Here is a 26,174-nt window from a genome sequence, read left to right as displayed (position 1 = left end):
TGGCGGCACACGCGCCGGACCCGCGGTGTGGTCGGCGACCTCGCGCTACGACGCGGGTTCGGCCACCACACCGCGAGGTCGGCGATCACCCGTGCACGGCACCTGGCCCCGGCGCGGGGGGCACCGGGGTCGTCCTTCAGTGGGCGGCGGCGTCCCAGCTGGCGCCGAAGCCCACCGAGACCTCCAGGGGCACCGACAGCTCTGCGGCGCCGGCCATCTCCCGGCGGACCAGCGACTCCAGCGCCTCATGCTCCCCTGGGGCCACCTCGAGCACGAGCTCGTCGTGCACCTGGAGCAGCATCCGCGACCGCAGCCCGTCGGCGGCGATGGCCTTCTCCACGTTGAGCATGGCGACCTTGATGACGTCGGCCGCCGAGCCCTGGATGGGGGCGTTGAGCGCCATCCGCTCGGCCATCTCGCGGCGCTGCCGGTTGTCGCTGGTCAGGTCGGGCAGGTAGCGGCGCCGGCCGAGCGTCGTCTCGGTGTAGCCGGACAGCCGCGCCTCCTCCACCACGCTGTCGAGGTAGTCGCGGATGCCGCCGAAGCGCTCGAAGTAGGCGTTCATCTGCTCGCGCGCCTCCTCGGTGGAGATGCGCAGCTGCTGGGACAGCCCGTAGGCCGACAGACCGTAGGCCAGGCCGTAGCTCATGGCCTTGATCCGCCGGCGCATCTCGGGGTCGACGTCCTCGATGGGGATGCCGAACGCCCGGGAGGCGACGAAGGAGTGCAGGTCCTCCCCCGAGGTGAACGCCTCGATCAGCCCCTCGTCGCCGGAGAGGTGCGCCATGATCCGCATCTCGATCTGGCTGTAGTCGGCGGTCATCAGCGACTCGTAGCCCGCGCCGACCACGAACGCCTGCCGGATCCGCCGGCCCTCGGCGGTGCGGATGGGGATGTTCTGCAGGTTCGGGTCGGTCGAGGACAGCCGGCCGGTCGCGGCGATCGTCTGCTGGAAGGTCGTGTGGATGCGCCCGGCGTCGTCGACCATCGGGATCAGCCCGTCGATGACGGTGCGCAGCCGGGTGACGTCGCGGTGCCGCAGCAGGTGCTCGAGGAACGGGTGCCCGGTCGACGCGAGCAGCGAGGTCAGCGCCTCGGCGTCGGTCGTGTAGCCGGACTTGATCTTCTTCGTCTTCGGCAGTCCCAGCTCGTCGAAGAGCACCGCCTGCAGCTGCTTCGGCGAACCGAGGTTCACCTCGCGGCCGATGACGGCGTAGCACTCGGCGGCCGCGTCGGCGACGCCCTCGGCGAACTCGCGCTGCAGCCCCTGGAGGAAGGGGAGGTCCGCCGCGATGCCCCGGTACTCCATGCCCGCGAGCACCCGGGTCAGCGGCAGCTCGATCGCGCCGAGCAGGGCGTCCCCGCCGCGCTGGCCGAGCACCGTCTCCAGCGCGTCGGACAGGTCGTTGACCGCCACCGCCTTGAGCACGTCGGCGGTCGCGGCCTCGCGGGCGAGGTCGTCCTCCGACGGGCCCAGCCCGTCGAGGGTGAGCTGCGTCTCCTCGGTCGCGGTGTCCTTGAGCTCACGGCGCAGGTAGCGGACGGCGAGGTCGCCGAGGTCGAAGGACCGCTGCCCCGGCAGCGCCAGGTAGGCGGCCAGCGCGGTGTCGCTGACCACCCCGTCGAGCTCCCAGCCCCGCGCCCACACCGCCAGCAGCGGGCCCTTGACCTCGTGCACGACCTTCTGGGTGGCCGGGTCGGCGAGCCAGGCGGCCAGCGCCTGCTCGTCGGCGACGTCCAGGCCGGGTCCGAGGTCGACGAACGTGGCGGAGTCGTTGGCGGCGGCCAGCGCGATGCCGGTCAGCTCCCCGCCGCCCCTCCCCCACGTGCCGCGGAAGATGACGCCGGTCCGGCCGGTCCGCGCGTTCCGCTCCAGCCACGCGCCCAGCCCGCCGGCCGGCACCTCGTCGACGGCGACGTCGAAGCCGCCCTCGACCTCGGGCTCGGCGCTGGTGAGGGTCGCGAACAGGCGGTCCCGGAGCACCCGGAACTGCAGGTTGTCGAAGAGGGTGTGCACCTCGTTGCGGTCCCACGCGCGGACGGCGAGGTCGGCCGGGCCCAGCTCCAGCGGAACGGCGCGGTCGAGCTCGGTCAGCCGCCGGTTCTGCATCACCGAGGAGAGGTGCTCGCGCAGCTTCTCGCCGACCTTGCCCTTGACGGTGTCCACCTGGTCGACGAGCGCGTCGAGGGAGCCGTACTCGCGGACCCACTTCGCGGCCGTCTTCTCGCCGACGCTCGGGATGCTCGGCAGGTTGTCGCTGGGGTCGCCGCGCAGCGCCGCGAAGTCGGGGTACTGCGCAGGGGAGAGCCCGTACTTGGTCTCCACCTCCTGCGGCGTGAACCGGGTCAGGTCGGACACGCCCTTGCGCGGGTACAGCACGGTGACGTGCTCGTTGACCAGCTGCAGCGCGTCGCGGTCGCCGGTGGCGATCAGCACGTCCATGCCCTGCTCGACCGCCGCGACGGTCAGCGTCGCGATGACGTCGTCGGCCTCGTAGCCCTCGGCGGTGATGACCGGCACGCGCAGCGCGCCCAGCACCTCCTGGATGAGGCTGACCTGGCCGCGGAAGTCGGTCGGGCTCTCGGCGCGGTTGGCCTTGTACTCCGCGAAGATCTCGCTGCGGAAGGTCTTGCGGCCGACGTCGAAGGCGACCGCGAGGTGGGTGGGCTGCTCGTCGCGCAGGATGTTGATCAGCATCGACGTGAAGCCGTAGACCGCGTTCGTCGGCTGGCCGGTGGTGGTCGAGAAGTTCTCCACCGGCAGCGCGAAGAAGGCGCGGTAGGCCAGGGAGTGCCCGTCGAGCAGGAGCAGCCGGGGGCGCGGCCCACCGGTGGTCGGGACGGCAGGGGACGCGAGGGCGGAGACCGGAGCGGACATCACCGCCGATCCTAGGTGCGGTCACCGACACCGCCGGTCCGGCGGCGGGCCCCGGCGAGGCGCCGTCCGCCCGCTGGCTACCGTGCCCCGGTGACCCTCGCCCCTCCCGACTGGCTGCCCACCGGCCACGTCAGCCCGCTCGACGAGAAGCTCGGCATCGAGATCACCGACTACGACCCCGACCACCTGGTCGCGACCATGCCGGTCGAGGGGAACCAGCAGCCGGCGGGGCTGCTGCACGGCGGGGCGACCTGCGCGCTGGTGGAGACGGTGGGGTCCTGGGCGGCCGCCCTCGGCGCCGGCCCCGGACGCCGGTGCGTGGGCGTGGAGCTCAACGTCAGCTACCTGCGGCCGGCGACCAGCGGGTTCGTGACGGCGGTGGCCACGCCGGTCCGCCGCGGCCGCACCCTGGCCACCTTCCGGGTCGAGGTCAGCGACGAGCAGGGCCGGCCGACGGCCACGGCCCGGCTGACCTGCATGCTCGGCGGCGCCTGAGAGGGGTCCTCACTCAGCCCTCGGCAGCGTCCACGAGCGGAACTCCCCGGTCGACCGGCCGTCGGCGGACCGGTGGACGGCGCGGCACGGGGATGGGCACGCCACCGCGCCGCCAGGCGGCCAGCGCCCGCGCGAGGCTCTCCCGGGGGACGATCCGGCGGGTGGTGAGCGGCGCGAAGCCCATCCGGGCGAGGAACCGCAGCCGCTCGGCCTCGTGCCCGCCGACCGCGGCGACCACGTGGTCGGCGCCGGTCTCGGCCGCGAAGGCGACCGCGGCGCCGAGCAGGGCGGCCCCCGCTCCGCAGCGGCGGTGCTCCCGGTGGACGACGAGGTTGTCGACGGTCACCTGGCGGACGCCGAGGACCACCGACAGCGGGTCGACGCCGAGGATCGCCAGCCCCACCACCACCTCGCCGGCACCGCCGACGTCCGGGTCCGGCCGGACCGCCAGCGCCACCCGGTGACCGTCGTCGGCGAGCAGCCGGCGGAACCCGGCGGCCGCGGCGGCCCCGGGTGTCTGTCCGGTGAGCACGCCCTCGGCGTGGGCCTCGGCCCGGTGCTGGCGCACCAGGGCGAGGACGGCGGGCAGGTCGTCGGGACGCGCCGTGCGCGTCGTGACGCGGGACCGCGAACCGGAACCTGACACAGGAGTCCTCCCCTGGACTGTGGCCAGAGCGTGCACCCAGGAGGAGGGTTGATCACGACGGCGCGCCGCCGCGGAGGGGGTGGATCGGGGCGGCGTGTCGCGGAAAGGTCACAGCTCGCAGCGAGGACGGCGACCCGAAACACACCTGGGTTACGGTCCCCCCTCCACTCACACGCCAGGGAGGTCGCGTGACGCACGCGCCAGGCCGTGCCCGACGACACGGTCGCCGCCCAGAGAGAGCCCCACGCGCCTCGACCGGACGGGACTGCTCCGACGCACGCCTCAGGTACCTGGTCCGCGTCCTGCTCGTCGCCGCCTTCGGGCTCGGGCTCGCCGCCGTCGTCCCGGGGTTCGCCCAGGCCACCGACGAGGGAGCGGCCACCGAGCAGCTCGCCGGCACCCTGCAGACCAGCCGGAGCGGCCCGATCGAGGGTGTCGAGGTGACGGTCACGACCGTCGACGGCGAAGAGGTCGACACGGTCGAGACCGACGAGCAGGGCCGCTGGGAGGTCGACCTCCCCGGCCCGGGTGACTACGTGGTCAGCATCGACGCCGACGACCTGCCGGAGGGCGTGGTCCTGGCGGGTGAGGACAGCCGCACGGTCACCGTCGAGGAGGGGCGCCGGCAGGCGGCCATCATCGGGCTCAACGACGGCAGCCGGGAGAGCGGCGGTGGCACGGTGCGCGCCGTCCAGCTGCTCGTCGACGGCATCCGGTTCGGCCTGCTCATCGCGATGTGCGCCGTCGGCCTGTCGTTGATCTTCGGGACGACGGGCCTGACCAACTTCGCCCACGGCGAGCTGGTCACCATCGGCGCGGTCGCGGCCTGGTTCATCAACGTCGAGGGCGGCGTTCCGTTCGTCCTGTCGGCGCTGATCGCGATGCTCGTGGGCGCCGCCGTCGGCGCGCTCAACGAGCTGGGGCTCTGGCGGCCGCTGCGGCGCCGCGGCACCGGGCTGATCGCGGCGCTGGTCGTGTCGATCGGCCTCTCGTTGCTGCTGCGCTACCTGATCCAGCTGGTCTACGGCGGCCGGTCCAACGCCTACGAGGGCGTCGGGGGCGGCCGGGCCGTCGACTACGGCCTCTTCCGCATGACGGGCGCCGACCTCGCCTCCGTGGTCATCTCGATCGTCGTCCTCGTGCTGGTCGCGCTCATGCTGCAGCGCACCAAGATCGGCAAGGCCATGCGGGCGGTCTCGGACAACCGTGACCTCGCCGCCTCCTCCGGCATCGACGTCAACCGGGTCATCCTGGTCGTCTGGATGATGGGTGGGACGCTGGCCGCGCTCGGCGGCGTCCTGCTCGGCCTGTCCGACCAGGTGCAGTGGGACATGGGCTTCCGCCTGCTGCTGCTCATGTTCGCCGGTGTCACGCTCGGGGGGCTCGGGACCGCCTACGGCGCGCTCATCGGCAGCCTGGTCGTCGGCGTCTTCGTCCAGATGTCGACCCTCGTCGTCCCGAACGACGTCAAGTACGTCGGCGGGCTGCTGCTGCTGATCGTCATCCTCGTCATCCGGCCCCAGGGGATCCTGGGCAGCCGCGTCCGGGTGGGCTGACCCCATGAGCGAACTCATCAACGCCGTCGCGGTCGCCGGCAAGGCCGCTCTGGGGTTCCAGGCCATCTTCTTCGTCCTGCTGGCCCTCGGCATCAACGTGCAGTTCGGCTACACCGGCCTGCTGAACTTCGGGCAGATCGCCTTCGCCATGCTCGGCGGGTTCGGCATCGCCATCTCGGTCAGCAAGTGGGGACTGAACTTCTGGGTCGGGGTCCTCGTCGGCCTGGCTGCCGCGATCGTGCTCGCCCTGCTGCTCGGCCTGCCGACCCTGCGGCTGCGCGCGGACTACCTGGCGATCGTGACCATCGCCGCCGCCGAGGGGCTACGCCTGGTGTTCCGGTCGGTCTCGGCCACCCCGCTGACCAACGGGACCCGCGGCATCTCCGCCTTCAACAGCGACTTCCTGGCGCTCGCGCCGTGGACCACCAACGCGCGCTACCGCATCCTGGGCACCAGCTGGTCCGGTGGGGAGCTCTGGGTGGCGCTCGTGGGCTGGTCGCTGGTGGCCCTGTCCTGCCTGCTCATCTGGGCGCTCATGCGCAGCCCGTGGGGCCGCGTCGTCCGCTCCATCCGCGAGGACGAGGACGCCGTCCGCGCCCTGGGCAAGAACGTCTACACCTACAAGATGCAGGCGCTGGTGCTCGGCGGCATCCTCGGTGCGCTCGGCGGGATGATCTACGCCGTCGGCACCGGCTCGGCCATCCCCGACCAGTACCAGAACGCCAACACGTTCCTCGCCTACGCCGCCCTGATCCTCGGCGGCGCAGCCCGGGTGTTCGGCGCGGTGGTCGGCGGGATGATCCTGCTGTTCCTCCTCCAGTTCGCCGACACCGGCCTGCGCGCCCTCATCGAGAACGGGCTCATCCCCGAGGGCCTGCTGACCTCCACCGACGTGGCGCAGATCCGCTTCGTCCTGGTCGGCCTCGGGCTCATGCTGTTGTTGGTCTTCCGGCCACAAGGCATCTTCGGTGACCGACGAGAGGTGATGCTCGATGCCCGCTGACCCCACGCCCACCGAGCCGGCCGCGAGCGGGGCGCACGCCGCGTCCGGCGGCGCGGGCGGCACCGGCGGTGCGCCGCGGCGGCTGGCCCAGGCCGCCCTCCGGGACGTCCCGTGGGAGGTCGGGGTCGCCAAGCCGGACCCGATCGTCGTCGTCGACGGGGTGACCCGGACCTTCGGCGGCCTCACCGCGGTGTCCGTCGACCACCTCGAGGTGCAGCGCGGCGGCATCACCGGCCTGATCGGGCCCAACGGTGCCGGCAAGACGACGCTGTTCAACCTGCTGACCGGCTTCGACCAGCCCAACAGCGGCAGCTGGACCTTCGACGGCCGGTCGCTGTCCAACCTGCCGCCGCACAAGGTCGCCCGGCTCGGCGTCGTGCGGACCTTCCAGCTGACCAAGGCGCTGTCGCGGCTGACCGTGCTGCAGAACATGCTGCTCGGCGCCCAGGGCCAGAAGGGCGAGAGCTTCCTCGGCGCGCTGCTGCCGGGGTGGCGCTCCCAGGAGAAGGCCAACACCGAGAAGGCGATGGACCTGCTCCAGCGGTTCAAGCTCGACGCCAAGAGGGACGACTTCGCCGGCACGCTCTCCGGCGGTCAGCGCAAGCTGCTGGAGATGGCACGGGCGCTGATGAGCGATCCGACCGTCGTCATGCTCGACGAGCCGATGGCCGGGGTGAACCCGGCACTGACCCAGAGCCTGCTCGGCCACGTCAAGGACCTGCGCGAGCAGGGCATGACGGTGATCTTCGTCGAGCACGACATGGACGTCGTCCGCGACATCAGCGACTGGGTCGTCGTCATGGCGGCCGGCCGGGTGATCGCGGAGGGGCCACCGGAGGCGATCAGCCAGAACCAGGCCGTGGTCGACGCCTACCTGGGCGCCCACCACGACGCACCGCTCACCGTCGAGGAGGAGGACCGGGTCCTCGCCGAGGCGGAGCACGCGATCGCGCAGGAAGAACGCACGGAGGGTGAGGTGCTGCAATCGGACGGCACGCGCCGAGGGGAGACCGACCGATGAGCGACCCGCTGTTCCAGGTGGACGAGTCCGGCGAGGACCTCACCCGGGCCGACCAGGCCGCCTCGCCGGCCGCCACCCTCTCCCCCGCGGAGAAGGCGGCCACCCGCGAGGAGCACGTCCGCCTCGCCGAGGGCGCCCTGGTGCGCGCCGACGACCTGGTGGCCGGCTACGTGCCGGGGGTGAACATCCTCCGCGGCTGCGACTTCTACCTGAGGGAGGGCGAGCTCGTCGGCATCATCGGGCCGAACGGCGCCGGCAAGTCGACCCTGCTCAAGACGCTGTTCGGGCTGATCCCGGTGCGCTCGGGCGCGGTGACGCTGCGCGGGGAGGACATCACCTCCGCCCCAGCGCACCGGCTGGTGTCCCTCGGCGTCGGGTACGTCCCGCAGAACAACAACGTGTTCCCCTCGCTCACCATCGAGGAGAACATGCAGATGGGCGTCTACCTGCGGCCGAAGACGTTCAAGGAGCGCTTCGACTACGTCATCGACCTGTTCCCGCTGCTCGGTGAGCGGCGCAAGGGCAAGGCCGGGGCGCTCTCCGGCGGCGAACGGCAGATGGTCGCGATGGGCCGGGCGCTGATGATGGACCCGTCGGTGCTCCTGCTCGACGAGCCCTCGGCCGGCCTCTCCCCCGCCTACCAGGACGAGGTCTTCATCCGCTGCCGGCGGATCAACGCCACCGGCGTCTCGATCATCATGGTCGAGCAGAACGCGCGGCGGTGCCTGCAGATCTGCGACCGCGGATACGTGCTCGACCAGGGCCGCAACGCCTACACCGACACCGGGAGCAACCTGATGACCGACCCCAAGGTGATCGAGCTCTACCTGGGCACGCTGGCCAAGACCCGCTGAGAGGACCCCGGACGGGCCGAGACGGCGCCGGCTCCCGCGACGGGACCGGCGCCGTCGTCGGTGGGGGCGCGGCCCGGCCCGGGTACCGCCCGGTCATGAACTGGACCTGGAACCTCCGCTCCCGCGACGGCGGGATGAACGGCCTGGAGTTCGCCCGCGCCACCACGGCCGGGGGCTTCTCCCGCGTGCTGGTGCACGCCGCGCCGGCATCGCTGCACGTCGAGGTGGTCGCCGAGGACGACCGCGTCGTCCTGCGGTCCGACGCCGACCGGGACGGGAACTACTCCCCGCTGACCCTGCTCGAGCTCTCCGGCGGCGCGGTGCGGCGCTCCGAGGTGTGGCCCGGGCCCGAGCTGCATGGCGTGCCCGTCCTGCTGCCCGGCGGGGAGGTCGGCGTCCTGACCTCCTGGGAGCACGCCGAGGACCACAGCTGGTGGCGGTGGTCGGTGGAGTTCTCCAACCACACCGGCCGGCCGGCCGACTGGCAGCCGCCGGGCCAGCAGCTGCAGCGCTGAACCCGCGCGGCCGCTGAGCCGGGGCGGCCGGTCAGCCGGCGGCCCAGCCGGTGCCGTGGGGATCGGCGGAGAACCGTCTGGACAGCGCAGTGGCCCGGCACCGTCGATCGGTGCCGGGCCACTGCGGGTGGCGCGCTCCCGGGACGTCAGGAACGCCCCGGGAGGTGGGTCACTCGGCCGAGCCGATGCCGTTCGCGTTCAGGCCCTCGATGATCCGCGAGGACTCGTCGAACCCGATGACCACGATCGCGTCGGGGTTGAAGTCGACCATCTGCTGCACCTCGGAGTCGAAGTTGGCAGCCTGCGGGTCGTAGATGATCGACTGGATGTCGCCCTCGGCGAGGCCAGCGGCCTGCAGGTTGTTGGCGACGTTCTCCGCGAGACCGGTGCCGTAGGGGTCGTTGAGCGCGAGGATCCCGACGGTGTTGTTGCCGTCCTCGATGATGAGGTCGGCCAGCGCCTCGGCCTGCAGCACGTCCGGCGGTGCGGTACGGAAGTACAGCCCGTTGTCGTTGTACGTCGTGAACTGGTCGGACGTGTTGGCCGGCGAGAACTGCAGGACGCCGGCGCCGGTGATGGTGTCGATGACCGTCAGGCTCACGCCGGAGGACGCCGCACCGATGATCGCGTTGGCGCCCGCCTGGAGCAGGGCGTCGACCGACTGGGTCGCGATGTCGGTGGTGGTGTCACCGGAGTCGCGCTGGATCAGCTGCACCTGCTGGCCCAGGACACCCCCCGCGGCGTTGATGTCGTTGACCGCCAGCTGGGCACCGGCGATCTCGGGCGGGCCGAGGAAGGCCAGGTTGCCGGTCTCCGGCAGCAGCGTGCCGATGATCAGCGGCGTCGGCGACGTGGTGCCGGGCGGGGCCGGGGCCGGGCCCTCGTCGGTGGTGGCGTTCGCCTCGTCACCCGGGATGACGTAGCGGGTGAGGCTGTCGTCGATCCGGTTGTCCTCACCGAACTGCTGGATGCCGATGCTGGCCTGGGCGGGCTCGCCGGCGTCGGTGAAGCTCAGCGGGCCGGACTGCCCCTCGTAGTCGGGGTTCCCGCCGTTGTTGACGATCTCGAGGCACGCGGTGAAGTCCGAGCACGCCTCGCCGCCCACGGTGACGCCGTTGACGTAGGCCTTGAACACGTTGGCGTCGGTGGTGCCGGCCATCTGCGCGGCGAGCGCCGTCACCACGATGGCGTCGTACGTCTCGCCGGCGTAGTTGAAGTCGACCAGCTGCGGGTTGATCTGCAAGAGCCGGTCCTGGAAGTCACCGGACAGCTCGGTGAGGGGCAGCGTGCCCTTCATCCGGACCAGGGCGCCCGGCTCGCTGATGCGCTCGCCGAGGGCGTTGCCCATGTTGCCGTCGGAACCGTAGACGTTGACCTGCTTCTCGCCGCCGCCGTCGCCACCGCCGCTGGCGCTGCCGCCCTCGTCGTCTCCGCCGCCGCAGGCGGTCAGGACGAGAAGGGCCGCGGCGGACACGGCGGCGCTCCGGGCGAGGATGCCTGTGCGCATCAAACAACTCCCACTGTGGTGTCGGTGCACTCGGTCAGCCCAGTCGGGTTGACCTGATCAGTGGGGGGAAGGTAACTGCTGCTCACCGGGCCGGAAGCGGGGTCGACCGGATAGTGATGGGGTTGTGACCTCCCGGATCCCGGCCCGACACGCCGCATCGCGGGGTGGACCGGGGGGCTCAGTCCGGGGTGGTGTCGCTCGCGGGCTGCGGCTCGAGCACCCGCTGGGCGAGCGCCTTCATCGACGTCCGCTCGTTCATGGCCGTCCGCTGGATCCACCGGAACGCCTCGGCCTCGGTCATGCCCTGCTCGGCCATCAGCCGGCCCTTGGCCTTCTCGACGACCTTCCGGGCCTCCAGCCGCTCCTCCAGCGACCGCACCTCCCCGTCGAGGGCGGTCAGCTCGGCGAACCGCGCCCGGGCGACCTCGATCGCCGGGACCAGGTCGTTCTTGGAGAACGGTTTCACCAGGTAGGCCATCGCACCGGCGTCCCGCGCCCGCTCGACCAGCTCGCGCTGGCTGAACGCGGTCAGCACGATGACCGGCGCGATCCGCGTCGAGGCGATCTGCTCGGCGGCCGACAGGCCGTCGAGGACCGGCATCTGGATGTCGAGGATGACGAGGTCCGGCCGCAGCTCGGTGGCCCGGTCGACGGCCTGCTGCCCGTCGCCGACCTCGGCGACGACGGTGTACCCCTCCTCCTCGAGCATCTCCTTGAGGTCGAGGCGGATGAGCGCCTCGTCCTCCGCGATGAGGACCCGGATCGTCTCGCTGCTCACGCGCGGGAGCCTAGCGATGCCGGTGGGTCGGCGACGCCCGGCTAGGCTGCTCCGACAGCCGGTGCAGGCACGCCCCCGTACCCCAATCGGCAGAGGGAGCGGATTCAAAACCCGCGCAGTGTGCGTTCGAGTCGCACCGGGGGCACCGTCGGACGAGCGCGGCAGGGAGCCATACGGTGGGCACCGTGAGCCAGCCGACACCCCCGCACATGACCCCCGAGGAGTTCCGCCGGCACGGGTACGAGGTCGTCGACTGGATCGCCGACTACTGGTCGCGCATCGGCAGCTTCCCCGTCCGCTCCCCGGCCGCGCCCGGCGACGTCCGCGAGTCGCTGCCCGCCGCGCCGCCGGAGCACGGCGAGCCGTTCTCCGCGGTCCTGGCCGACCTCGACCGGGTCGTCCTCCCCGGCATCACGCACTGGCAGCACCCGGGCTTCTTCGGCTACTTCCCGGCCAACACCTCCGGCCCGTCGGTCCTCGGCGACCTCGTGTCCTCCGGCCTCGGCGTCCAGGGCATGTCGTGGGTGACCAGCCCGGCGGCCACCGAGCTCGAGCAGCACGTCATGGACTGGTTCGCCGAGCTGCTCGGCCTGCCGGCGTCCTACCGCTCCTCGGGCGCCGGGGGCGGCGTCGTGCAGGACTCCAGCTCCGGCGCCAACCTGGTCGCGCTGCTCGCCGCCCTGCACCGGGTCAGCGGCGGCGCCACCGTCCGGCAGGGCGTGCGCCCGGAGGAGTACACGGTCTACGTCTCCTCGGAGACGCACTCGTCGATGGAGAAGGCGGTGCGCGTGGCCGGCCTCGGCAGCGACGCCGTCCGCATCGTCGAGGTGGACGGCGACCTCGGCATGCGCCCGCAGGCGCTGCGGGCCCGCCTCGAGCGCGACACCGCGCGCGGGTTCCGCCCGGTGCTGGTCTGCGCGACCGTCGGGACGACGTCCACCACCGCCGTCGACCCGCTCGCCGAGCTCGGCCCGATCTGCCGCGAGCACGGGGTCTGGCTGCACGTGGACGCCGCCTACGCGGGCGTCAGCGCCGTGGCCCCGGAGCTGCGGACGCTGCAGGCCGGCGTCGAGTGGGCCGACAGCTACACGACCGACGCGCACAAGTGGCTGCTGACCGGCTTCGACGCCACCCTCTTCTGGGTCGCCGACCGCGCGGCGCTCACCGGTGCCCTGGCGATCCTCCCCGAGTACCTGCGCAACGCCGCCACGGACGCCGGCGCCGTCGTCGACTACCGCGACTGGCAGATCGAGCTCGGCCGCCGGTTCCGCGCGCTCAAGCTGTGGTTCGTGCTGCGCTGGTACGGCGCGGAGGGACTGCGGGCGCACGTGCGCTCGGGGGTCGCGCTCGCCCAGGAGCTGGGCGCGTGGGCCGACGCCGACGACCGGTTCGACGTCGCCACCCCGCACCCCCTGTCGCTGGTGTGCCTGCGCCCGCGCTGGGCCGCCGACGTGGACGCCGACGTCGCGACCATGACGCTGCTGGAGCGGCTCAACGACGGCGGCGAGGTCTTCCTCACCCACACCACCGTGCGCGGCCAGGTGGTGCTGCGGCTGGCCGTGGGCGCGCCGGCGACGACGCGGGCGCACGTGGAGCGGGCCTGGGCGCTGCTGTGCGAGGGCCACGACTGGCTGGCCGCCGACTTCGCCGAGTCCGCCGCCGAGCGGGCCCGCGCCGCGGCGGAGCGCCGGGCCGCCGAGGAGGCGCGGGCCGAGCAGGAGCGGCGGGCCGCAGACGAGCGGCGGGCCGTCGAGGACGCCCGGGCCGCGGCGGAGACGCCGCCGGTGGAGACGCCGTCGGAGGAGGCCCCGCGGGTGGAGACGCCGTCGGAGGAGGCCCCGCCGGTGGAGACCCCGGCCGCCCAGGACGAGTCCGCAACCCAGGCGCACGCCCAGGAGCACCTCACCGCGGACGCCGCCCCCGACCTGCCGGCCGTCGCCGAGACGGCGGCCGCCCTCGACGAGACCGACGCCGTCCGGCAGCCGGGGTCCTAGCCGCAGCTCAGCGCACGACGGCGCGCAGCAGCCCCTCCTGGGCGACGGTGGCCACGTGCGTGCCGTCGGCGGACCACACCCGGCCGAAGCACAGCGCCCGGCCGCCCGCGGCCGCCGGGCTGTCGGTCTCGTAGAGGAACCAGTCGTCGGCGCGGACCGGCGCGTGGAACCACACCGCGTGGTCCAGGCTGGCGCCGGCGTAGCGGTCCTGCCAGCCGCCGACGCGGGCCAGCCCCGCGCCGAGCAGCGTCAGGTCGCTGGCGAAGGTCAGCGCCGCCGCGTGCACGGCGGCGTCCTCGGGGAGCCGGCCGGGGACCCGCATCCACACGCGGGTCGAGGTGTCCGGCGGCTGCTTGGCCCGGCCCTCGAACGGGTCGTCGAGCAGCCGCTGCTCGACGGCCCGGCTGATCTCCAGCGCGGCCGACGCCTCCTGGCCGTGCCGGGCGGCGACGTCGGCCAGCGAGGGGAGGGCCGCCGGCACCGGGACGTCGGGCATCGGCAGCGAGTGCTCGACGACGGCCGTCTCCCCCGCGTGGAAGTCGGCGGTCAGCGCGAAGATGGCCACGTCCTCGCCCCGGCGCCGCTGGCACCCGATGACCCGCCGGGTGGTGAACGACCGCCCGTCACGGATCCGGTCGACGGCATAGCGGATCTCCTCGTGCGGGTCGCCCGGGCGCAGGAAGTAGGCGTGCAGCGAGTGCACACCCCGCTCCCCCGGCACCGTCCGCCCGGCGGCCATCAGCGCCTGGCCGGCGACCTGCCCGCCGAAGATCCGTTGCAGCCGCGTGGTGGGCGTCTGCCCGACGAAGACGTCCCGCTCCCGCTCCTCGAGGTCGAGGACGTGCAGCAGAGCGGCGGCCTCGCCGGCGCCGTCGCCCGCCGCGGTCACGAGTCGGTCCCGACCTCGTGGACGCGGATCAGGTTGGTCGACCCCACGGTGTTGGGCGGGCTGCCGGCCACCACGACCACGCGGTCGCCCTCCTTGAGCCGCCCGATGGACAGCAGCGAGAAGTCCACCTGCCGCACCATGTCGTCGGTGTGCTGCACCGAGGGCACGAGGAAGGTCTCCACGCCCCAGGAGAGTGCCAGCTGGCTGCGCACCCGCGCGTCGACGGTGAAGGCCAGCAGCGGCTGGCGCGGGTGCAGCGCGGCGAGCCGGCGGGCGGTGTCGCCGGTCTGGGTGAAGGTCGCCAGCGCCTTGACGTCCATGGTCTCGCCGACGTCCTTGGCCGCGCGCACGATCGCACCCGACCGGGAGCGGGACACCCGCTGCAGGGGCGGCACGCCGGCATGCGCGCTCTCGACGGCGTCGATGATCCGCTCCATCGTGCGGACGGCGGCGATCGGGTACCGCCCCACCGAGGTCTCCCCCGACAGCATCACCGCGTCGGCGCCGTCGAGGACCGCGTTGGCGACGTCCGAGGCCTCGGCGCGGGTCGGTCGTGAGGAGCTGATCATCGACTCGAGCATCTGCGTGGCCACGATCACCGGCTTGTTGCGCTCCCGGGCGGCCTGCACGGCGCGCTTCTGCACCAGCGGCACCTGCTCCAGCGGCAGCTCCACGCCGAGGTCGCCGCGGGCGACCATGACGCCGTCGAAGGCCTCCACGATCGCCTCGAGGTTCTCCACCGCCTCGGGCTTCTCCAGCTTGGCGATGACGGGGACCGAGATGTCCTCCTGCCGCATGATGTCGCGCACCAGCTCGACGTCGTTCGGGGAGCGGACGAAGGACAGGGCGATGAAGTCGACCGAGAGGTGGAGGGCGAAGCGCAGGTCCTCCTCGTCCTTGTCCGACAGCGCCGGCACGCTGACCGCGACGCCGGGCAGCGAGAGCCCCTTGTTGTTCGAGACCTCGCCGCCCTCGACCACCAGGCACCACACGTCGGGCCCGTCGATGCCGACCACCGAGAGCGCGAGCTTCCCGTCGTCGACCAGCAGCCGGTCCCCGACCCGGGCGTCGGAGGCCAGCCCCTTGTAGGTGGTGGAGACCCGGTCGACGGTGCCCTCGACGTCGTCGACGGTGATGCAGACCCGGCTGCCGGTTTGCCAGGTCACCGGGCCGGCGGCGAAGGTGCCCAGCCGGATCTTGGGGCCCTGCAGGTCGGCCAGGATCGCGACGGCGTGGCCGGTGCGGTCCGAGGCCTCGCGAACCAGGTGGTAGGCCTTCTCGTGGTCGGCGTGCGCGCCGTGGCTGAAGTTCAGCCGGGCCACGTCCATCCCGGACTCGACGAGGGCGGTGACCTGCTCCAGGGAGCTGGTCGCCGGCCCGAGCGTGCAGACGATCTTGGCGCGACGCGACATGCTCCAGACGCTAGTGGGACGGCTCCGGCCGCGTCGGGAGGGGACCCTGTGACCCTCGTCCGGAGACGACGGCGAGGCCGGGCCCGCGCGATGCGGACCCGGCCCCGGCCGTGACGAGGAACCCCGTTACCGCAGCGCGACCATCGTGGGCGTGACCGGCCGCGGCAGCATCGACGCCCCGGTCAGCCAGGTGTCGACGGCGCCGGCGGCGGCGCGGCCCTCGGCGATGGCCCAGACGATCAGCGACTGGCCGCGGCCGATGTCGCCGGCGACGAAGACGCCCGGGACGGTGGACATGAACTCGCCGTCGCGGGCCACGTTGCCGCGCCCGTCGACCTCGACGCCGAGGGCGTCGACGAGCCCCTCGCGCTGCGCCCCGGTGAAGCCCATGGCGAGGAAGACCAGGTCCGCCGGGAGCTCCCGCTCGGTGCCCTCGATCTTCTGGAAGCGGCCGTCGACCCGCTCGACCTCGTGGAGGAGCAGCGCGCGCACGGCCCCGCCGTCGGTGCCGATGAAGCGCTCGGTGTTGACGCTGTAGAGCCGCTCGCCGCCCTCCTCGTGGGCGCTGGATACCCGCATGATCATCGGGTAGGTCGGCCACGGGTTGGACGACGGGTCACGACGGTCCGGCGGGGCCGGCATGATCTCCAGCTGGGTCACCGAGGCCGCGCCCTGGCGGTGCGCGGTGCCCAGGCAGTCGGCGCCGGTGTCGCCACCGCCGATGATCACCACGTGCTTGCCGCGGGCGTTGATCGGCGGGTCGTCGAGCTCGCCGAGGGCCTGCCGGTTGCCGTGCGGCAGGTACTCCATCGCCAGGTGGATGCCGGTGAGCTCCCGGCCGGGAGCCGGCAGGTCGCGGCCCACGGTGGCGCCACCGGCCAGCACGATCGCGTCGTACTCGGCGCGCAGCTGCTCGGTCGACAGGTCGTCGGCACCGCTGCCGCCGACCTCCACGCCGGTGACGAACCGGGTGCCCTCGGCCCGCATCTGGTCCAGCCGCCGGTCGAGCACGGCCTTCTCCATCTTGAACTCCGGGATGCCGTACCGGAGCAGCCCGCCGACGCGGTCGGCCCGCTCGAAGACGGTCACGTCGTGCCCGGCGCGGGTGAGCTGCTGCGCGGCGGCCAGCCCGGCCGGCCCGGAGCCGACGACGGCGACCTTCTTGCCGGTGTGCTCCTGGGCGGGCACCGGCTTGACCAGGTCGCGCTGGAACGCCTGGTCGATGATCTCCCACTCGATCTGCTTGATCGTGACCGGCGAGTCCTCCAGGTTCAGCACGCAGGAGCCCTCGCACGGCGCGGGACACAGCTTCCCGGTGAACTCCGGGAAGTTGTTGGTCGCGTGCAGCCGCTCGATGGCCTCGGTCCAGTCGTCGCGGCGGGCGAGGTCGTTCCACTCCGGGATGAGGTTGCCCAGCGGGCAGCCGTGGTGGCAGAACGGGATGCCGCAGTCCATGCAGCGGGCGGCCTGCTGACGCACCGCCGTCACCGGGAAGACGTGGTCCTCACCGGTGTCCCGGGTGAGGTAGACGTCCTTCCAGTCCAGGATGCGGACGTCCACCGGACGCCGCGGCGGCAGCGCGCGGTCGTGCTTGAGGAAACCGGTCGAGTCAGCCACGTGCGGCCTCCATCACTGCCCTGTCCACATCCGTTCCGGCGGCCTCGGCGGCACGCCGGGCCTCGAGCGCGCGACGGTAGTCACGCGGCATGATCACGGTGAACCGCTCCGACCAGCGGCCCCAGTCGGCCAGCAGCGCGGAGGCCACCGGCGACCCGGTGTCGGACGCGTACCGCACCAGGACGTCGCGCAGCCACTGCGCGGACTCGCCGTCCAGCGGCTCGACGTCCACCATCTCGCCGTTGACCCGGTGCCGGGCCAGGTCGAGGACGTAGCCGATGCCCCCGGACATGCCGGCCGCGATGTTGCGGCCGGTCGTGCCGAGGATCACCGCGCGGCCGCCGGTCATGTACTCCAGCGCGTGGTCCCCGACGCCCTCGACGACGGCCAGCGCGCCGGAGTTGCGCACGCAGAACCGCTCGCCGACCCGGCCGCGCAGGAAGATCTCCCCCGCCGTCGCGCCGTAGCCGATGACGTTGCCGGCGATGACGTTGTCCTCGGCGGCGAAGCCGGCCTCGCGGCCCGGGCGGACGACGATCCGCCCACCCGAGAGGCCCTTGCCGACGTAGTCGTTGGCGTCGCCGAGCAGCCGCATCGTGATGCCGCGCGGCACGAACGCGCCGAAGGACTGGCCGGCCGACCCGGTGAAGGTCAGGTCGATCGTGCCGTCGGGCAGCCCCTCGCCGCCGAAGCGGCGGGTGACCATCGAGCCGAGCATCGTGCCGACGGTCCGGTTGACGTTGCGCACCGGCAGCTCGAGGCTGACCGGCCGCGCGTCGAGCAGCGCGCCCTCGCACAGCTGGATGAGGGTCTGGTCCAGCGCGACGTCCAGGCCGTGGTCCTGGGTGCGGACGCGGTGCCGGGGGGCGCCCTCGGGAAGCTCCGGCACGGCCAGCACCGGGGTGAGGTCCAGGCCGGCGGCCTTCCAGTGGTCGACGGCCTTGCGGGTGTCCAGCAGCTCGGCGTGGCCGACGGCCTCCTGGAGCGAGCGGAAGCCCAGCTCGGCGAGGTACTGGCGGACCTGCTCGGCGAGGAACTCGAAGAAGGTGACGACGAACTCCGGCCGCCCGGTGAACCGCTTGCGCAGCTCCGGGTTCTGGGTGGCGACGCCGACCGGGCAGGTGTCGAGGTGGCAGACGCGCATCATCACGCAGCCGGAGACGACCAGCGGAGCGGTGGCGAAGCCGTACTCCTCCGCACCCAGCAGCGCGGCGATGAGCACGTCGCGGCCGGTCTTCATCTGCCCGTCGCACTGCACGACGATGCGGTCGCGCAGCCCGTTGGCCAGCAGCGTCTGCTGGGTCTCGGCCAGGCCGAGCTCCCACGGCGAGCCGGCGTGCTTCAGCGAGGTGAGCGGCGCGGCACCCGTGCCGCCGTCGTGCCCGGAGATGAGGACGACGTCGGCGTGCGCCTTGCTCACGCCGGCCGCGACCGTCCCGACCCCGACCTCGGAGACCAGCTTGACGTGGACCCGCGCCTCGTTGTTGGCGTTCTTCAGGTCGTGGATCAGCTGCTTGAGGTCCTCGATCGAGTAGATGTCGTGGTGCGGCGGCGGGCTGATCAGGCCGACGCCCGGCGTGGAGTGCCGGGTGCGGGCGACCCACGGGTAGACCTTGGCGCCGGGCAGCTGGCCGCCCTCGCCGGGCTTGGCCCCCTGCGCCATCTTGATCTGGATGTCGTCGGCGTTGACCAGGTACTCGCTGGTGACGCCGAACCGCCCGCTGGCCACCTGCTTGATCGCCGAGCGGCGCAGGTCGCCGTTGGGGTCGGCCACGAAGCGGTCGGGGTCCTCGCCGCCCTCACCGGTGTTGGACTTCCCGCCCAGCCGGTTCATCGCGATCGCGAGGGTCTCGTGCGCCTCCTGCGAGATGGAGCCGTAGCTCATCGCACCGGTGGAGAACCGCTTGACGATCTCGCTGACCGGCTCGACCTCCTCCAGCGGCACCGGCGGGCGCACCCCGGTCCGGATCGTGAACAGCCCGCGCAGCGTCGCGGCGTCCTCGGAGAGCTGGTCGACGGTCCGGGTGTACTTCTCGAAGACGTCGTACTGCCGCGCCCGGGTGGCGTGCTGGAGCAGGAACACCGTCTCGGGGTTGAACAGGTGCACCTCGCCCTCGCGGCGCCACTGGTACTCCCCGCCGGTCTCCAGGCGACGGTGCGCCCGCTCGGTCGGGTTCTCCGGGTAGGCCCGGCGGTGGCGCATGGCCACCTCCTCGGCGAGGACGTCGATGCCGACGCCGCCGAGCGGGCAGGAGGTGCCGGTGAAGTACTCGTCGACGATCTCCTGCGACAGGCCGACGGCCTCGAAGATCTGCGCCATCGTGTACGAGCCGACGGTGCTGATGCCCATCTTGCTCATGACCTTGAGGACGCCCTTGCCGAGCGCCTTCACCAGGTTGCGCGCGGCCTGGGCCGGCTCGATGCCGGTCAGGTCGCCGGCCCGGATGAGGTCCTCGAGGGACTCGAAGGCCAGGTAGGGGTTGACCGCGGCGGCGCCGTAGCCGAGCAGCAGCGCGACGTGGTGCACCTCGCGGCAGTCGCCGGACTCGACGACCAGCCCGACCTCCATGCGGGTCTTCTGCCGCACGAGGTGGTGGTGGACGGCGGCGGTCATGAGCAGCGACGGGATGGGGGCGCGCTTCTCGTCGCAGTCCCGGTCGGAGAGCACGATGACGCGGGCGCCGGCGGCGATCGCCTTGCTGACCTTCGTCCGCAGCTGCTCGACCGCCTGGGCCAGCGCCGTCCCGCCGCCCTTGACGTCGAAGTGGCCGGTGATCCGGACGGCGGCGTAACCGGGCAGGTCGCCGTCGTCGTCGATGTGCAGGATCTTGGCCAGCTCGTCGTTGTCGATGACCGGGTAGGGCAGGAACACCTGGCGGCAGGACGCCGGCGTGGCGTTCATCAGGTTCTGCTCCGGGCCGAAGGTGCGGCCGAGGCTGGTCACCAGCTCCTCGCGGATGGCGTCCAGCGGCGGGTTGGTCACCTGGGCGAACAGCTGCCCGAAGTAGTCGTACAGCAGCCGCGAGCGGTCCGAGAGCGCCGCCACGGGGGTGTCGGTGCCCATCGAGCCGATCGGCTCGGCCGCGGTCGAGGCCATCGGGGTGAGCAGGACGCGCAGGTCCTCCTCGGTGTAGCCGAACAGCAGCTGCCGGCGGACGACGGACTCGTGGCTGGGCCGGGCGCGGCGGCGCTCGGGCAGCTGCGGCAGGTGCACCAGGCCGGCGTGCAGCCAGTCCTCGTAGGGGTGCTCCGCGGCCAGCGCGCCCTTGACCTCCTCGTCGGAGACGATCTTCCCGGCGGCGGTGTCGACCAGGAACATGCGGCCGGGCTGCAGCCGGCCCTTGGCCACGACGTCGGCGTCGGGGACCTCCAGGACGCCGACCTCGCTGGCCAGCACGACCAGGTCGTCCTTGGTGTGCCACCAGCGGCCCGGGCGCAGCCCGTTGCGGTCGAGCACGGCGCCGATAAGCGTGCCGTCGGTGAAGGCGACCGCGGCCGGCCCGTCCCAGGGCTCCATGATCGAGGCGTGGAACCGGTAGAAGGCCCGGCGGGCCGGGTCCATCTCGTCGTGGTTCTCCCACGCCTCCGGGATCATCATGAGCACCGCGTGCGGCAGCGACCGCCCGGACAGGTGCAGCAGCTCGAGCACCTCGTCGAACGTCGCCGAGTCGCTGAAGTCGCTGGCGGTGACCGGGTAGATCCGCTCGAGACCGAGCTCGGAGGCCGGGCCGGCGGGCCCGTCGAAGAGCGTCGTCTCCAGCTTCGCCTCGCGGGCGCGCATCCGGTTCCGGTTGCCCTTGATGGTGTTGATCTCGCCGTTGTGCGCGATCACCCGGAACGGGTGGGCCAGCGGCCAGCTGGGGAAGGTGTTGGTCGAGAACCGGCTGTGGACCAGCGCGATCGCCGACTCGTAGCGCTCGTCGCGCAGGTCGGGGAAGAACGCGGGCAGCTGGTCGGTGGTCAGCATGCCCTTGTAGGTGATGGTCCGCGACGACAGCGACACGATGTACAGGGAGCTGCCGGCCTCGGTGGCGGACCGCTCGGCCCGCTTGCGGAGCACGAAGGCGCGCCGCTCCAGCCGGGTCACCCCGTTCACGGCCGCGTTGCCGCCGAAGGCGCGGACGTCGGCGCGGGCGCCGATCGTCTCGGCGACGAAGAGCTGGGCGAAGTGCGGCATGACGGCGCGCGCGGTCGGACCGACGTCGGCGCCGTCGGGGTCGACGGGCAGCTCGCGCCAGCCGAGGACGGTGAGGCCCTCCTCGGCGGCGAGCCGGGCGACGTCGGCGAGCCGCGCGGCCCGCTCGGCCTCGTCGACCGGCAGGAAGGCGATGCCGACCGCGTACTCCCCGAGCGGGGGCAGGTCGAAGTCGACCTCCGCGCGCAGCAGCGCGTCGGGCACCTGGGTGAGGATGCCCGCGCCGTCGCCGGAGTTCGGCTCGGAGCCGGCGGCACCGCGGTGGTCGAGGTTGTGCAGCGCGGTGAGCCCGGCGGCCACGATCTTCCGCGAGCGGCGCCCCTGGACGTCGGCGACGAAGGCCACGCCACAGGCGTCCTTGTCGTTCGCCGGGTCGTAGAGGCCGGACGCGGCGGGGACCGCCGAGAACGGCACACCGGGCGCTGCGGAGGAGGGGACGGCGGTGCCGGCGGGGGCGGGGAACTGCGACATGTCACTCCCGTCGTCGGCGCACCACCCGCGGCCGTCGGTCGACGGGGCAGGTGGAGGGCGGAGGGCCCGGCCGGGGGTCAGAGGGCGGTGGGGCGGCACTGCGGGAGAGCCGGCGAGCTGGGTGGTCAGTGCGACCACCGGGTCAGCTCTGGCTCGCGAGCCTCGGGGGTGGTGCCCCCGGGGCTGTCGTCCGCGGGGCGGCACTGGCCCGGTTTCGACGCGTGCGACCCGCCAGGATCACTGGGAGGTCTGGAGGGAAGGGTACACAGCCGTAACACAGGCCTCACTCGGGCAAACGTCACATCCGGCGCGTCGCGTCAGGCCTCCTCCTGTCGTCGCGGATCGGCTTCACCAGGGGTTTCGGCGTCTGCCCCGTCGGAGCCCCGGGCGGGCACCGTCGGAGCGGCGTCGGCCGTCCCGGCACCGGTCCCGGCGCTGTCGCGCTGGTCACGCCCGCGGGTGATCACCTCGCGCGGGCGGCCGCGCTGCCAGACCAGGTAGGCCACCGCCAGCAGGCCCACGACGACGGAGGTGAACACGTTGAGGCGGACGCCGAAGAAGGTCTCCGCCGGGTCGGTGCGCAGCAGCTCGATCCACAGCCGACCCGCGCAGTAGCTGGCCACGTAGAGGGCGAACGCGCGGCCGTGGCTGAGCTGGAAGCGGCGGTCGGCCCAGATGACCAGGGCGGCCGCGGCCAGGTTCCACAGCAGCTCGTAGAGGAAGGTGGGGTGGAAGGTGCCCAGCACCACCGGCTGCCCGCCGGGGCCGACGACGGCGCCGGTGCCGGTCCACTCGTAGATCGTCAGCGCCCACGGCAGGTCGGTGAGGCCGCCGTAGAGCTCGTTGTTGAACCAGTTGCCGAGCCGGCCGATGGCCTGCGCCACCAGCAGCCCGGGGGCGATCGCGTCGGCGAAGGCCGGCAGCGGGATGCCGAGGCGCCGGCAGGCGATCCACGCGCCGACCCCGCCCAGTGCGATCGCACCCCAGATGCCGAGCCCGCCCTCCCAGATGGCGAAGGCGCGCAGCGGGTCGCCGCCCTCGCCGAAGTAGGGCCGGGGGCTGGTGATCACGTGGTAGATCCGGCCGCCGACGATGCCGAAGGGCACCGCCCAGACCGCGATGTCCAGGACGTCGCCCTCCGCTCCGCCCCGCGCCCGCCAGCGCCGGTCGGTCAGCCAGATCGCGGCGACGATGCCGGCGATGATGCACAGCGCGTAGGCCCGGATCGGCAGGGGCCCGAGCTCCCAGACGCCCTGGGTGGGGCTCGGGATGGCCGCCAGCGCGGTCACGCGTGCGCCCCGGCCCGGCGGCGCACGCCCTCGGCGAGCTCGGTGGCCAGCGCCCGCACCCCCCCGGCGCCGGCGCCGTCCAGCAGGGGGCGGACGAACGCCGTACCGACGATGACCCCGTCGGCGAAGGCGGCGACCTCGGCGGCCTGGTCGGCGCTGGAGACGCCCAGGCCCACGCAGACGGCGAGGTCGGGGGCGGCGGCGCGCGTGCGGGCCACCAGCTTCTCGGCAGCGTCGCTGACCGTGGCGCGGGTGCCGGTGACGCCCATCGTGGAGGCGGCGTAGACGAACCCGCGGCAGGCCGCGGTGGTGGAGACCAGCCGGGCGTCGGTGGACGACGGAGCCACGAGGAAGACCCGGTCGAGGTCGGCCCGCTCCGCCGCAGCCAGCCACTCGGCGGCCTCGTCGGGGATGAGGTCGGGGGTGATCGCGCCCGCCCCCCCGGCCGCGGCCAGGTCGGTGGCGAACCGCTCGACGCCGTAGCGCTCGATCGGGTTCCAGTAGCTCATGACCGCCGGCACCGCGCCCGCGGCGGCGACCGCCTCGACGGCGCGCAGCACGTCGCGCATCCCCACGCCGGCGCGGACGGCGACGTCCACGGCCTGCTGGATCACCGGCCCGTCCATGCCCGGGTCGCTGTACGGGACGCCGATCTCGAGGACGTCGGCACCGCCCTCGACCGCGGCGACCATCGCCGCGATCGACTCGTCCACGCTCGGGTACCCGACCGGGACGTAGGCGATCAGCGCGGCCCGCCCCTCGGCGCGGGCCGCACCGATCCTCGTCGCCAGCGAGCTCACGCCGTCTCCCCCGCGTCCTGGCCGGGCACGGCGTCGCCGGACGTCACGGCACCCTCGGTCGGCTGCTGGTCGGTGTCGAGGCCCGGGCCGGGGTCGACCTCGTCGCGGTCGCCGAGGCCGAACCAGCGCGAGGCGGTCTCGACGTCCTTGTCGCCGCGGCCGGAGAGGTTGACCAGCAGCAGCGCGTCCGGTCCCAGCTCCTCGCCGAGGGTCATCGCCCCGGCGAGGGCGTGCGCCGACTCGATGGCCGGGATGATCCCCTCGGTGCGGCACAGGAGGGCGAAGGCCTCCATGGCCTCGGCATCGGTCACCGGCCGGTACTCGGCCCGGCCGATGCTGTGCAGGAAGGAGTGCTCGGGGCCGACGCCCGGGTAGTCGAGGCCGGCGCTGATCGAGTGCGACTCGATGGTCTGCCCGTTGTCGTCCTGCAGGAGGTACGAGCGGGCGCCGTGCAGCACGCCCGGCGAGCCGCCGGTGATCGTGGCCGCGTGCCGGCCGGTCTCCAGGCCCTCGCCGCCGGCCTCCAGGCCGACCAGCCGCACACCCTCGTCAGGGACGAAGGCGGTGAAGATGCCGATCGCGTTGGACCCGCCGCCCACGCAGGCGAGGACGGCGTCGGGCAGCCGGCCCTCGCGTTCGAGCACCTGGGCGCGCGCCTCGTCGCCGATGACCCGCTGGAAGTCGCGGACCATCTCGGGGAACGGGTGCGGGCCGGCCACCGTGCCGAACACGTAGTTGGTCGTCTCGACGTTGGTGACCCAGTCGCGGAACGCCTCGTTGATGGCGTCCTTCAGCGTGCGCGAGCCGGTGGTGACCGGGATGACCTCGGCGCCCAGCAGCCGCATCCGGGCCACGTTGAGCGCCTGCCGCCGGGTGTCCTCCTCGCCCATGTACACGGTGCAGGACAGGCCCATGAGCGCCGCCGCGGTCGCGGTGGCCACGCCGTGCTGCCCGGCGCCGGTCTCGGCGATCACCCGAGTCTTGCCGATCCGCTGGGTGAGCAGCGCCTGGCCCAGCACGTTGTTGATCTTGTGGGAGCCGGTGTGGTTGAGGTCCTCCCGCTTGAGCAGCACGCGGGCGCCACCGGCGTGGGCGGCGAACTTGGGCACCTCGGTGATCGGGCTGGGCCGGCCGGTGTAGTCCCGCTGCAGCCGGGCGAACTCGGCCTGGAACGCCGGGTCGACGCGCATGGCCTCGTAGGCCTCGGTCAGCTCGTCGAGGGCGGCGATCAGGGCCTCGGGCACGAAGCGCCCGCCGAAGACGCCGAAGTGACCGGTGGCGTCGGGCCAGCCCGGGCGAGCCTGGTGGAGCTGGTCTCCCCGCTGCGGTGGGCTGGTCGTCGTCATGCGCCCAGACTAAGGACCTCCCTGCCCCCCACCGCTCGCAGGCTCGCGGCGGGCCCCTGCACGGAGGCCGGGATCAGCGGGTGGTGCGGGGGGTCGCGGGGTGCGATCCGGCCGTCACCAGGTCCGCGACCGCCTGGCGGGCGTCGCCGGCGGTGACCAGGCCCTCGCCGACCAGGACGGCGTCGGCCCCGGCGGCGGCGTAGCCGATCAGGTCGTGCGGCCCGCGGACGCCGGACTCGGCGACCTTGACCACCTCCGAGGGCAGGCCGGGGGCGATCCGCTCGAACGTGGAGCGGTCGACCTCGAGGGTGGTGAGGTCGCGCGCGTTGACGCCGATCACCGCCGCCCCGGCGGCCAGCGCGCGGTCGGCCTCGGCCTCGGTGTGCACCTCGACCAGCGCGGTCATCCCGAGGGACTCGACCCGCTCCAGCAGGCCCACGAGCACGTTCTGCTCCAGCGCGGCGACGATCAGCAGGACGACGTCGGCACCGTGGGCGCGGGCCTCGTGCACCTGGTAGCTGCTGACCACGAAGTCCTTGCACAGGATCGGCACGTCGACCGCGGCGCGGACGGCGGCGAGGTCGGCCTGGGACCCGCCGAACCGGCGCCGCTCGGTGAGCACGCTGATCACCCGCGCGCCCCCGTCGGCGTACTGCCGGGCCAGGACGGCGGGGTCGGGGATGTCGGCGAGGGCGCCCTTCGACGGGCTCTGCCGCTTCACCTCGGCGATGACGCCGACCCCGGGAGCGCGCAGCGCGGCCAGCGCGTCGAGGGCCGGGCGGGCGTCCTCCGCGGCTGCCTTGACCTCGGCCAGCGGGGTGACCGCCTCGCGCGCCGCCAGGTCCTCGCGAACACCGGCGACGATCTCGTCGAGCACGGACACGCGGCCTCCCCGCTGCTGTTCGACG

General features: G+C 73.2%; 19 protein-coding genes and 1 tRNA gene. 8 read left to right on the top strand and 12 right to left on the bottom strand.

The annotated features are described in order from the left end of the window. Positions 1 to 136: 136 nt before the first annotated feature. Positions 137 to 2,878: a DNA polymerase I gene (gene polA, locus MY520_RS08075; protein ID WP_436691572.1), complete on the bottom strand. Its 2,742-nt coding sequence runs from the start codon at positions 2,876 to 2,878 to the stop codon at positions 137 to 139. 90 nt (positions 2,879 to 2,968) lie between these two features. Here polA and MY520_RS08070 point away from each other — a divergent pair, with 90 nt between their 5' ends. Then, entirely contained in the window at positions 2,969 to 3,373 is a 405-nt protein-coding gene (locus MY520_RS08070; protein ID WP_436691571.1) for a PaaI family thioesterase, read from the top strand. Positions 3,374 to 3,386: 13 nt separating this feature from the next. Here the strand turns inward: MY520_RS08070 and MY520_RS08065 are convergent, their stop codons facing one another. Next, entirely contained in the window at positions 3,387 to 4,019 is a 633-nt protein-coding gene (locus tag MY520_RS08065) for a GNAT family N-acetyltransferase (protein ID WP_436691570.1), read from the bottom strand. Positions 4,020 to 4,207: 188 nt separating this feature from the next. On the opposite strand from MY520_RS08065, the gene MY520_RS08060 reads away from it, so the two are divergent. From MY520_RS08060 to MY520_RS08040, 5 genes are all read left to right on the top strand, one after another. Beyond that, on the top strand, positions 4,208 to 5,575 hold the full coding sequence (locus MY520_RS08060; protein WP_436691569.1) for an ABC transporter permease subunit: 1,368 nt from the start codon (positions 4,208 to 4,210) through the stop codon (positions 5,573 to 5,575). A gap of 4 nt (positions 5,576 to 5,579) precedes the next feature. Further along, a complete protein-coding gene (locus MY520_RS08055) occupies positions 5,580 to 6,578 on the top strand; it encodes a branched-chain amino acid ABC transporter permease (RefSeq protein WP_436691568.1) in 999 nt (332 codons plus the stop codon). After that, positions 6,568 to 7,599 (top strand): ABC transporter ATP-binding protein, encoded by a 1,032-nt coding sequence (locus MY520_RS08050; protein WP_436691567.1) that lies wholly within the window; start codon positions 6,568 to 6,570, stop codon positions 7,597 to 7,599. The genes MY520_RS08055 and MY520_RS08050 overlap by 11 nt, the downstream gene beginning before the upstream one ends. Then, positions 7,596 to 8,453, top strand: coding sequence for an ABC transporter ATP-binding protein (locus MY520_RS08045; RefSeq protein WP_436691566.1), 858 nt, complete (start codon positions 7,596 to 7,598; stop codon positions 8,451 to 8,453). The genes MY520_RS08050 and MY520_RS08045 overlap by 4 nt, the downstream gene beginning before the upstream one ends. Positions 8,454 to 8,548: 95 nt before the next feature. Beyond that, positions 8,549 to 8,968 (top strand): DUF7712 family protein, encoded by a 420-nt coding sequence (locus MY520_RS08040; RefSeq protein WP_436691565.1) that lies wholly within the window; start codon positions 8,549 to 8,551, stop codon positions 8,966 to 8,968. Positions 8,969 to 9,137: 169 nt separating this feature from the next. On the opposite strand, the gene MY520_RS08035 is transcribed toward MY520_RS08040, so the two are convergent. Together MY520_RS08035 and MY520_RS08030 are read right to left on the bottom strand one after the other, a co-directional pair. Next, a complete protein-coding gene (locus MY520_RS08035; RefSeq protein ID WP_436691564.1) occupies positions 9,138 to 10,475 on the bottom strand; it encodes an ABC transporter substrate-binding protein in 1,338 nt (445 codons plus the stop codon). Between the two features lie 178 nt (positions 10,476 to 10,653). Next, positions 10,654 to 11,253 carry an ANTAR domain-containing response regulator gene (locus tag MY520_RS08030; protein WP_436691563.1) on the bottom strand — a complete coding sequence of 200 codons (600 nt, stop codon included), beginning with the start codon at positions 11,251 to 11,253 and terminating at the stop codon, positions 10,654 to 10,656. 71 nt (positions 11,254 to 11,324) lie between these two features. Here MY520_RS08030 and MY520_RS08025 point away from each other — a divergent pair. Continuing rightward, positions 11,325 to 11,398, top strand: a tRNA-Leu gene (locus MY520_RS08025). Between the two features lie 40 nt (positions 11,399 to 11,438). Continuing rightward, on the top strand, positions 11,439 to 13,247 hold the full coding sequence (locus MY520_RS08020; protein WP_436691562.1) for a pyridoxal phosphate-dependent decarboxylase family protein: 1,809 nt from the start codon (positions 11,439 to 11,441) through the stop codon (positions 13,245 to 13,247). A gap of 7 nt (positions 13,248 to 13,254) precedes the next feature. On the opposite strand, the gene MY520_RS08015 is transcribed toward MY520_RS08020, so the two are convergent. From MY520_RS08015 to trpC, 8 genes are all read right to left on the bottom strand, one after another. Continuing rightward, complete coding sequence (locus tag MY520_RS08015; RefSeq protein ID WP_436691561.1) at positions 13,255 to 14,136, bottom strand: acyl-CoA thioesterase; 882 nt, start codon at positions 14,134 to 14,136, stop codon at positions 13,255 to 13,257. Then, positions 14,133 to 15,548: a pyruvate kinase gene (pyk, locus tag MY520_RS08010; RefSeq protein WP_436691560.1), complete on the bottom strand. Its 1,416-nt coding sequence runs from the start codon at positions 15,546 to 15,548 to the stop codon at positions 14,133 to 14,135. Before pyk ends, MY520_RS08015 begins: the two co-directional genes overlap by 4 nt. 126 nt (positions 15,549 to 15,674) lie before the next feature. Next, positions 15,675 to 17,165: a glutamate synthase subunit beta gene (locus MY520_RS08005; RefSeq protein ID WP_436691559.1), complete on the bottom strand. Its 1,491-nt coding sequence runs from the start codon at positions 17,163 to 17,165 to the stop codon at positions 15,675 to 15,677. Continuing rightward, positions 17,158 to 21,831: a glutamate synthase large subunit gene (gene gltB / locus MY520_RS08000; RefSeq protein WP_436691558.1), complete on the bottom strand. Its 4,674-nt coding sequence runs from the start codon at positions 21,829 to 21,831 to the stop codon at positions 17,158 to 17,160. Before gltB ends, MY520_RS08005 begins: the two co-directional genes overlap by 8 nt. Before the next feature lie 317 nt (positions 21,832 to 22,148). Continuing rightward, a complete protein-coding gene (gene lgt / locus MY520_RS07995) occupies positions 22,149 to 23,120 on the bottom strand; it encodes a prolipoprotein diacylglyceryl transferase (protein ID WP_436691557.1) in 972 nt (323 codons plus the stop codon). Beyond that, complete coding sequence (gene trpA / locus MY520_RS07990) at positions 23,117 to 23,920, bottom strand: tryptophan synthase subunit alpha (RefSeq protein WP_436691556.1); 804 nt, start codon at positions 23,918 to 23,920, stop codon at positions 23,117 to 23,119. The genes lgt and trpA overlap by 4 nt, the downstream gene beginning before the upstream one ends. Continuing rightward, positions 23,917 to 25,266, bottom strand: a complete 1,350-nt coding sequence (gene trpB / locus MY520_RS07985; RefSeq protein WP_436691555.1) for a tryptophan synthase subunit beta — start codon at positions 25,264 to 25,266, stop codon at positions 23,917 to 23,919. Before trpB ends, trpA begins: the two co-directional genes overlap by 4 nt. A 73-nt stretch (positions 25,267 to 25,339) precedes the next feature. Beyond that, positions 25,340 to 26,149 carry an indole-3-glycerol phosphate synthase TrpC gene (gene trpC, locus MY520_RS07980; protein WP_436691554.1) on the bottom strand — a complete coding sequence of 270 codons (810 nt, stop codon included), beginning with the start codon at positions 26,147 to 26,149 and terminating at the stop codon, positions 25,340 to 25,342. Positions 26,150 to 26,174 lie beyond the last annotated feature (25 nt).

Source organism: Geodermatophilus sp. CPCC 205506, from assembly GCF_051383635.1.
GTDB lineage: Bacteria > Actinomycetota > Actinomycetes > Mycobacteriales > Geodermatophilaceae > Geodermatophilus.
Note: the sequence above shows the minus strand (reverse complement) of the source record. Positions and strands in the feature narration are given on the sequence as shown.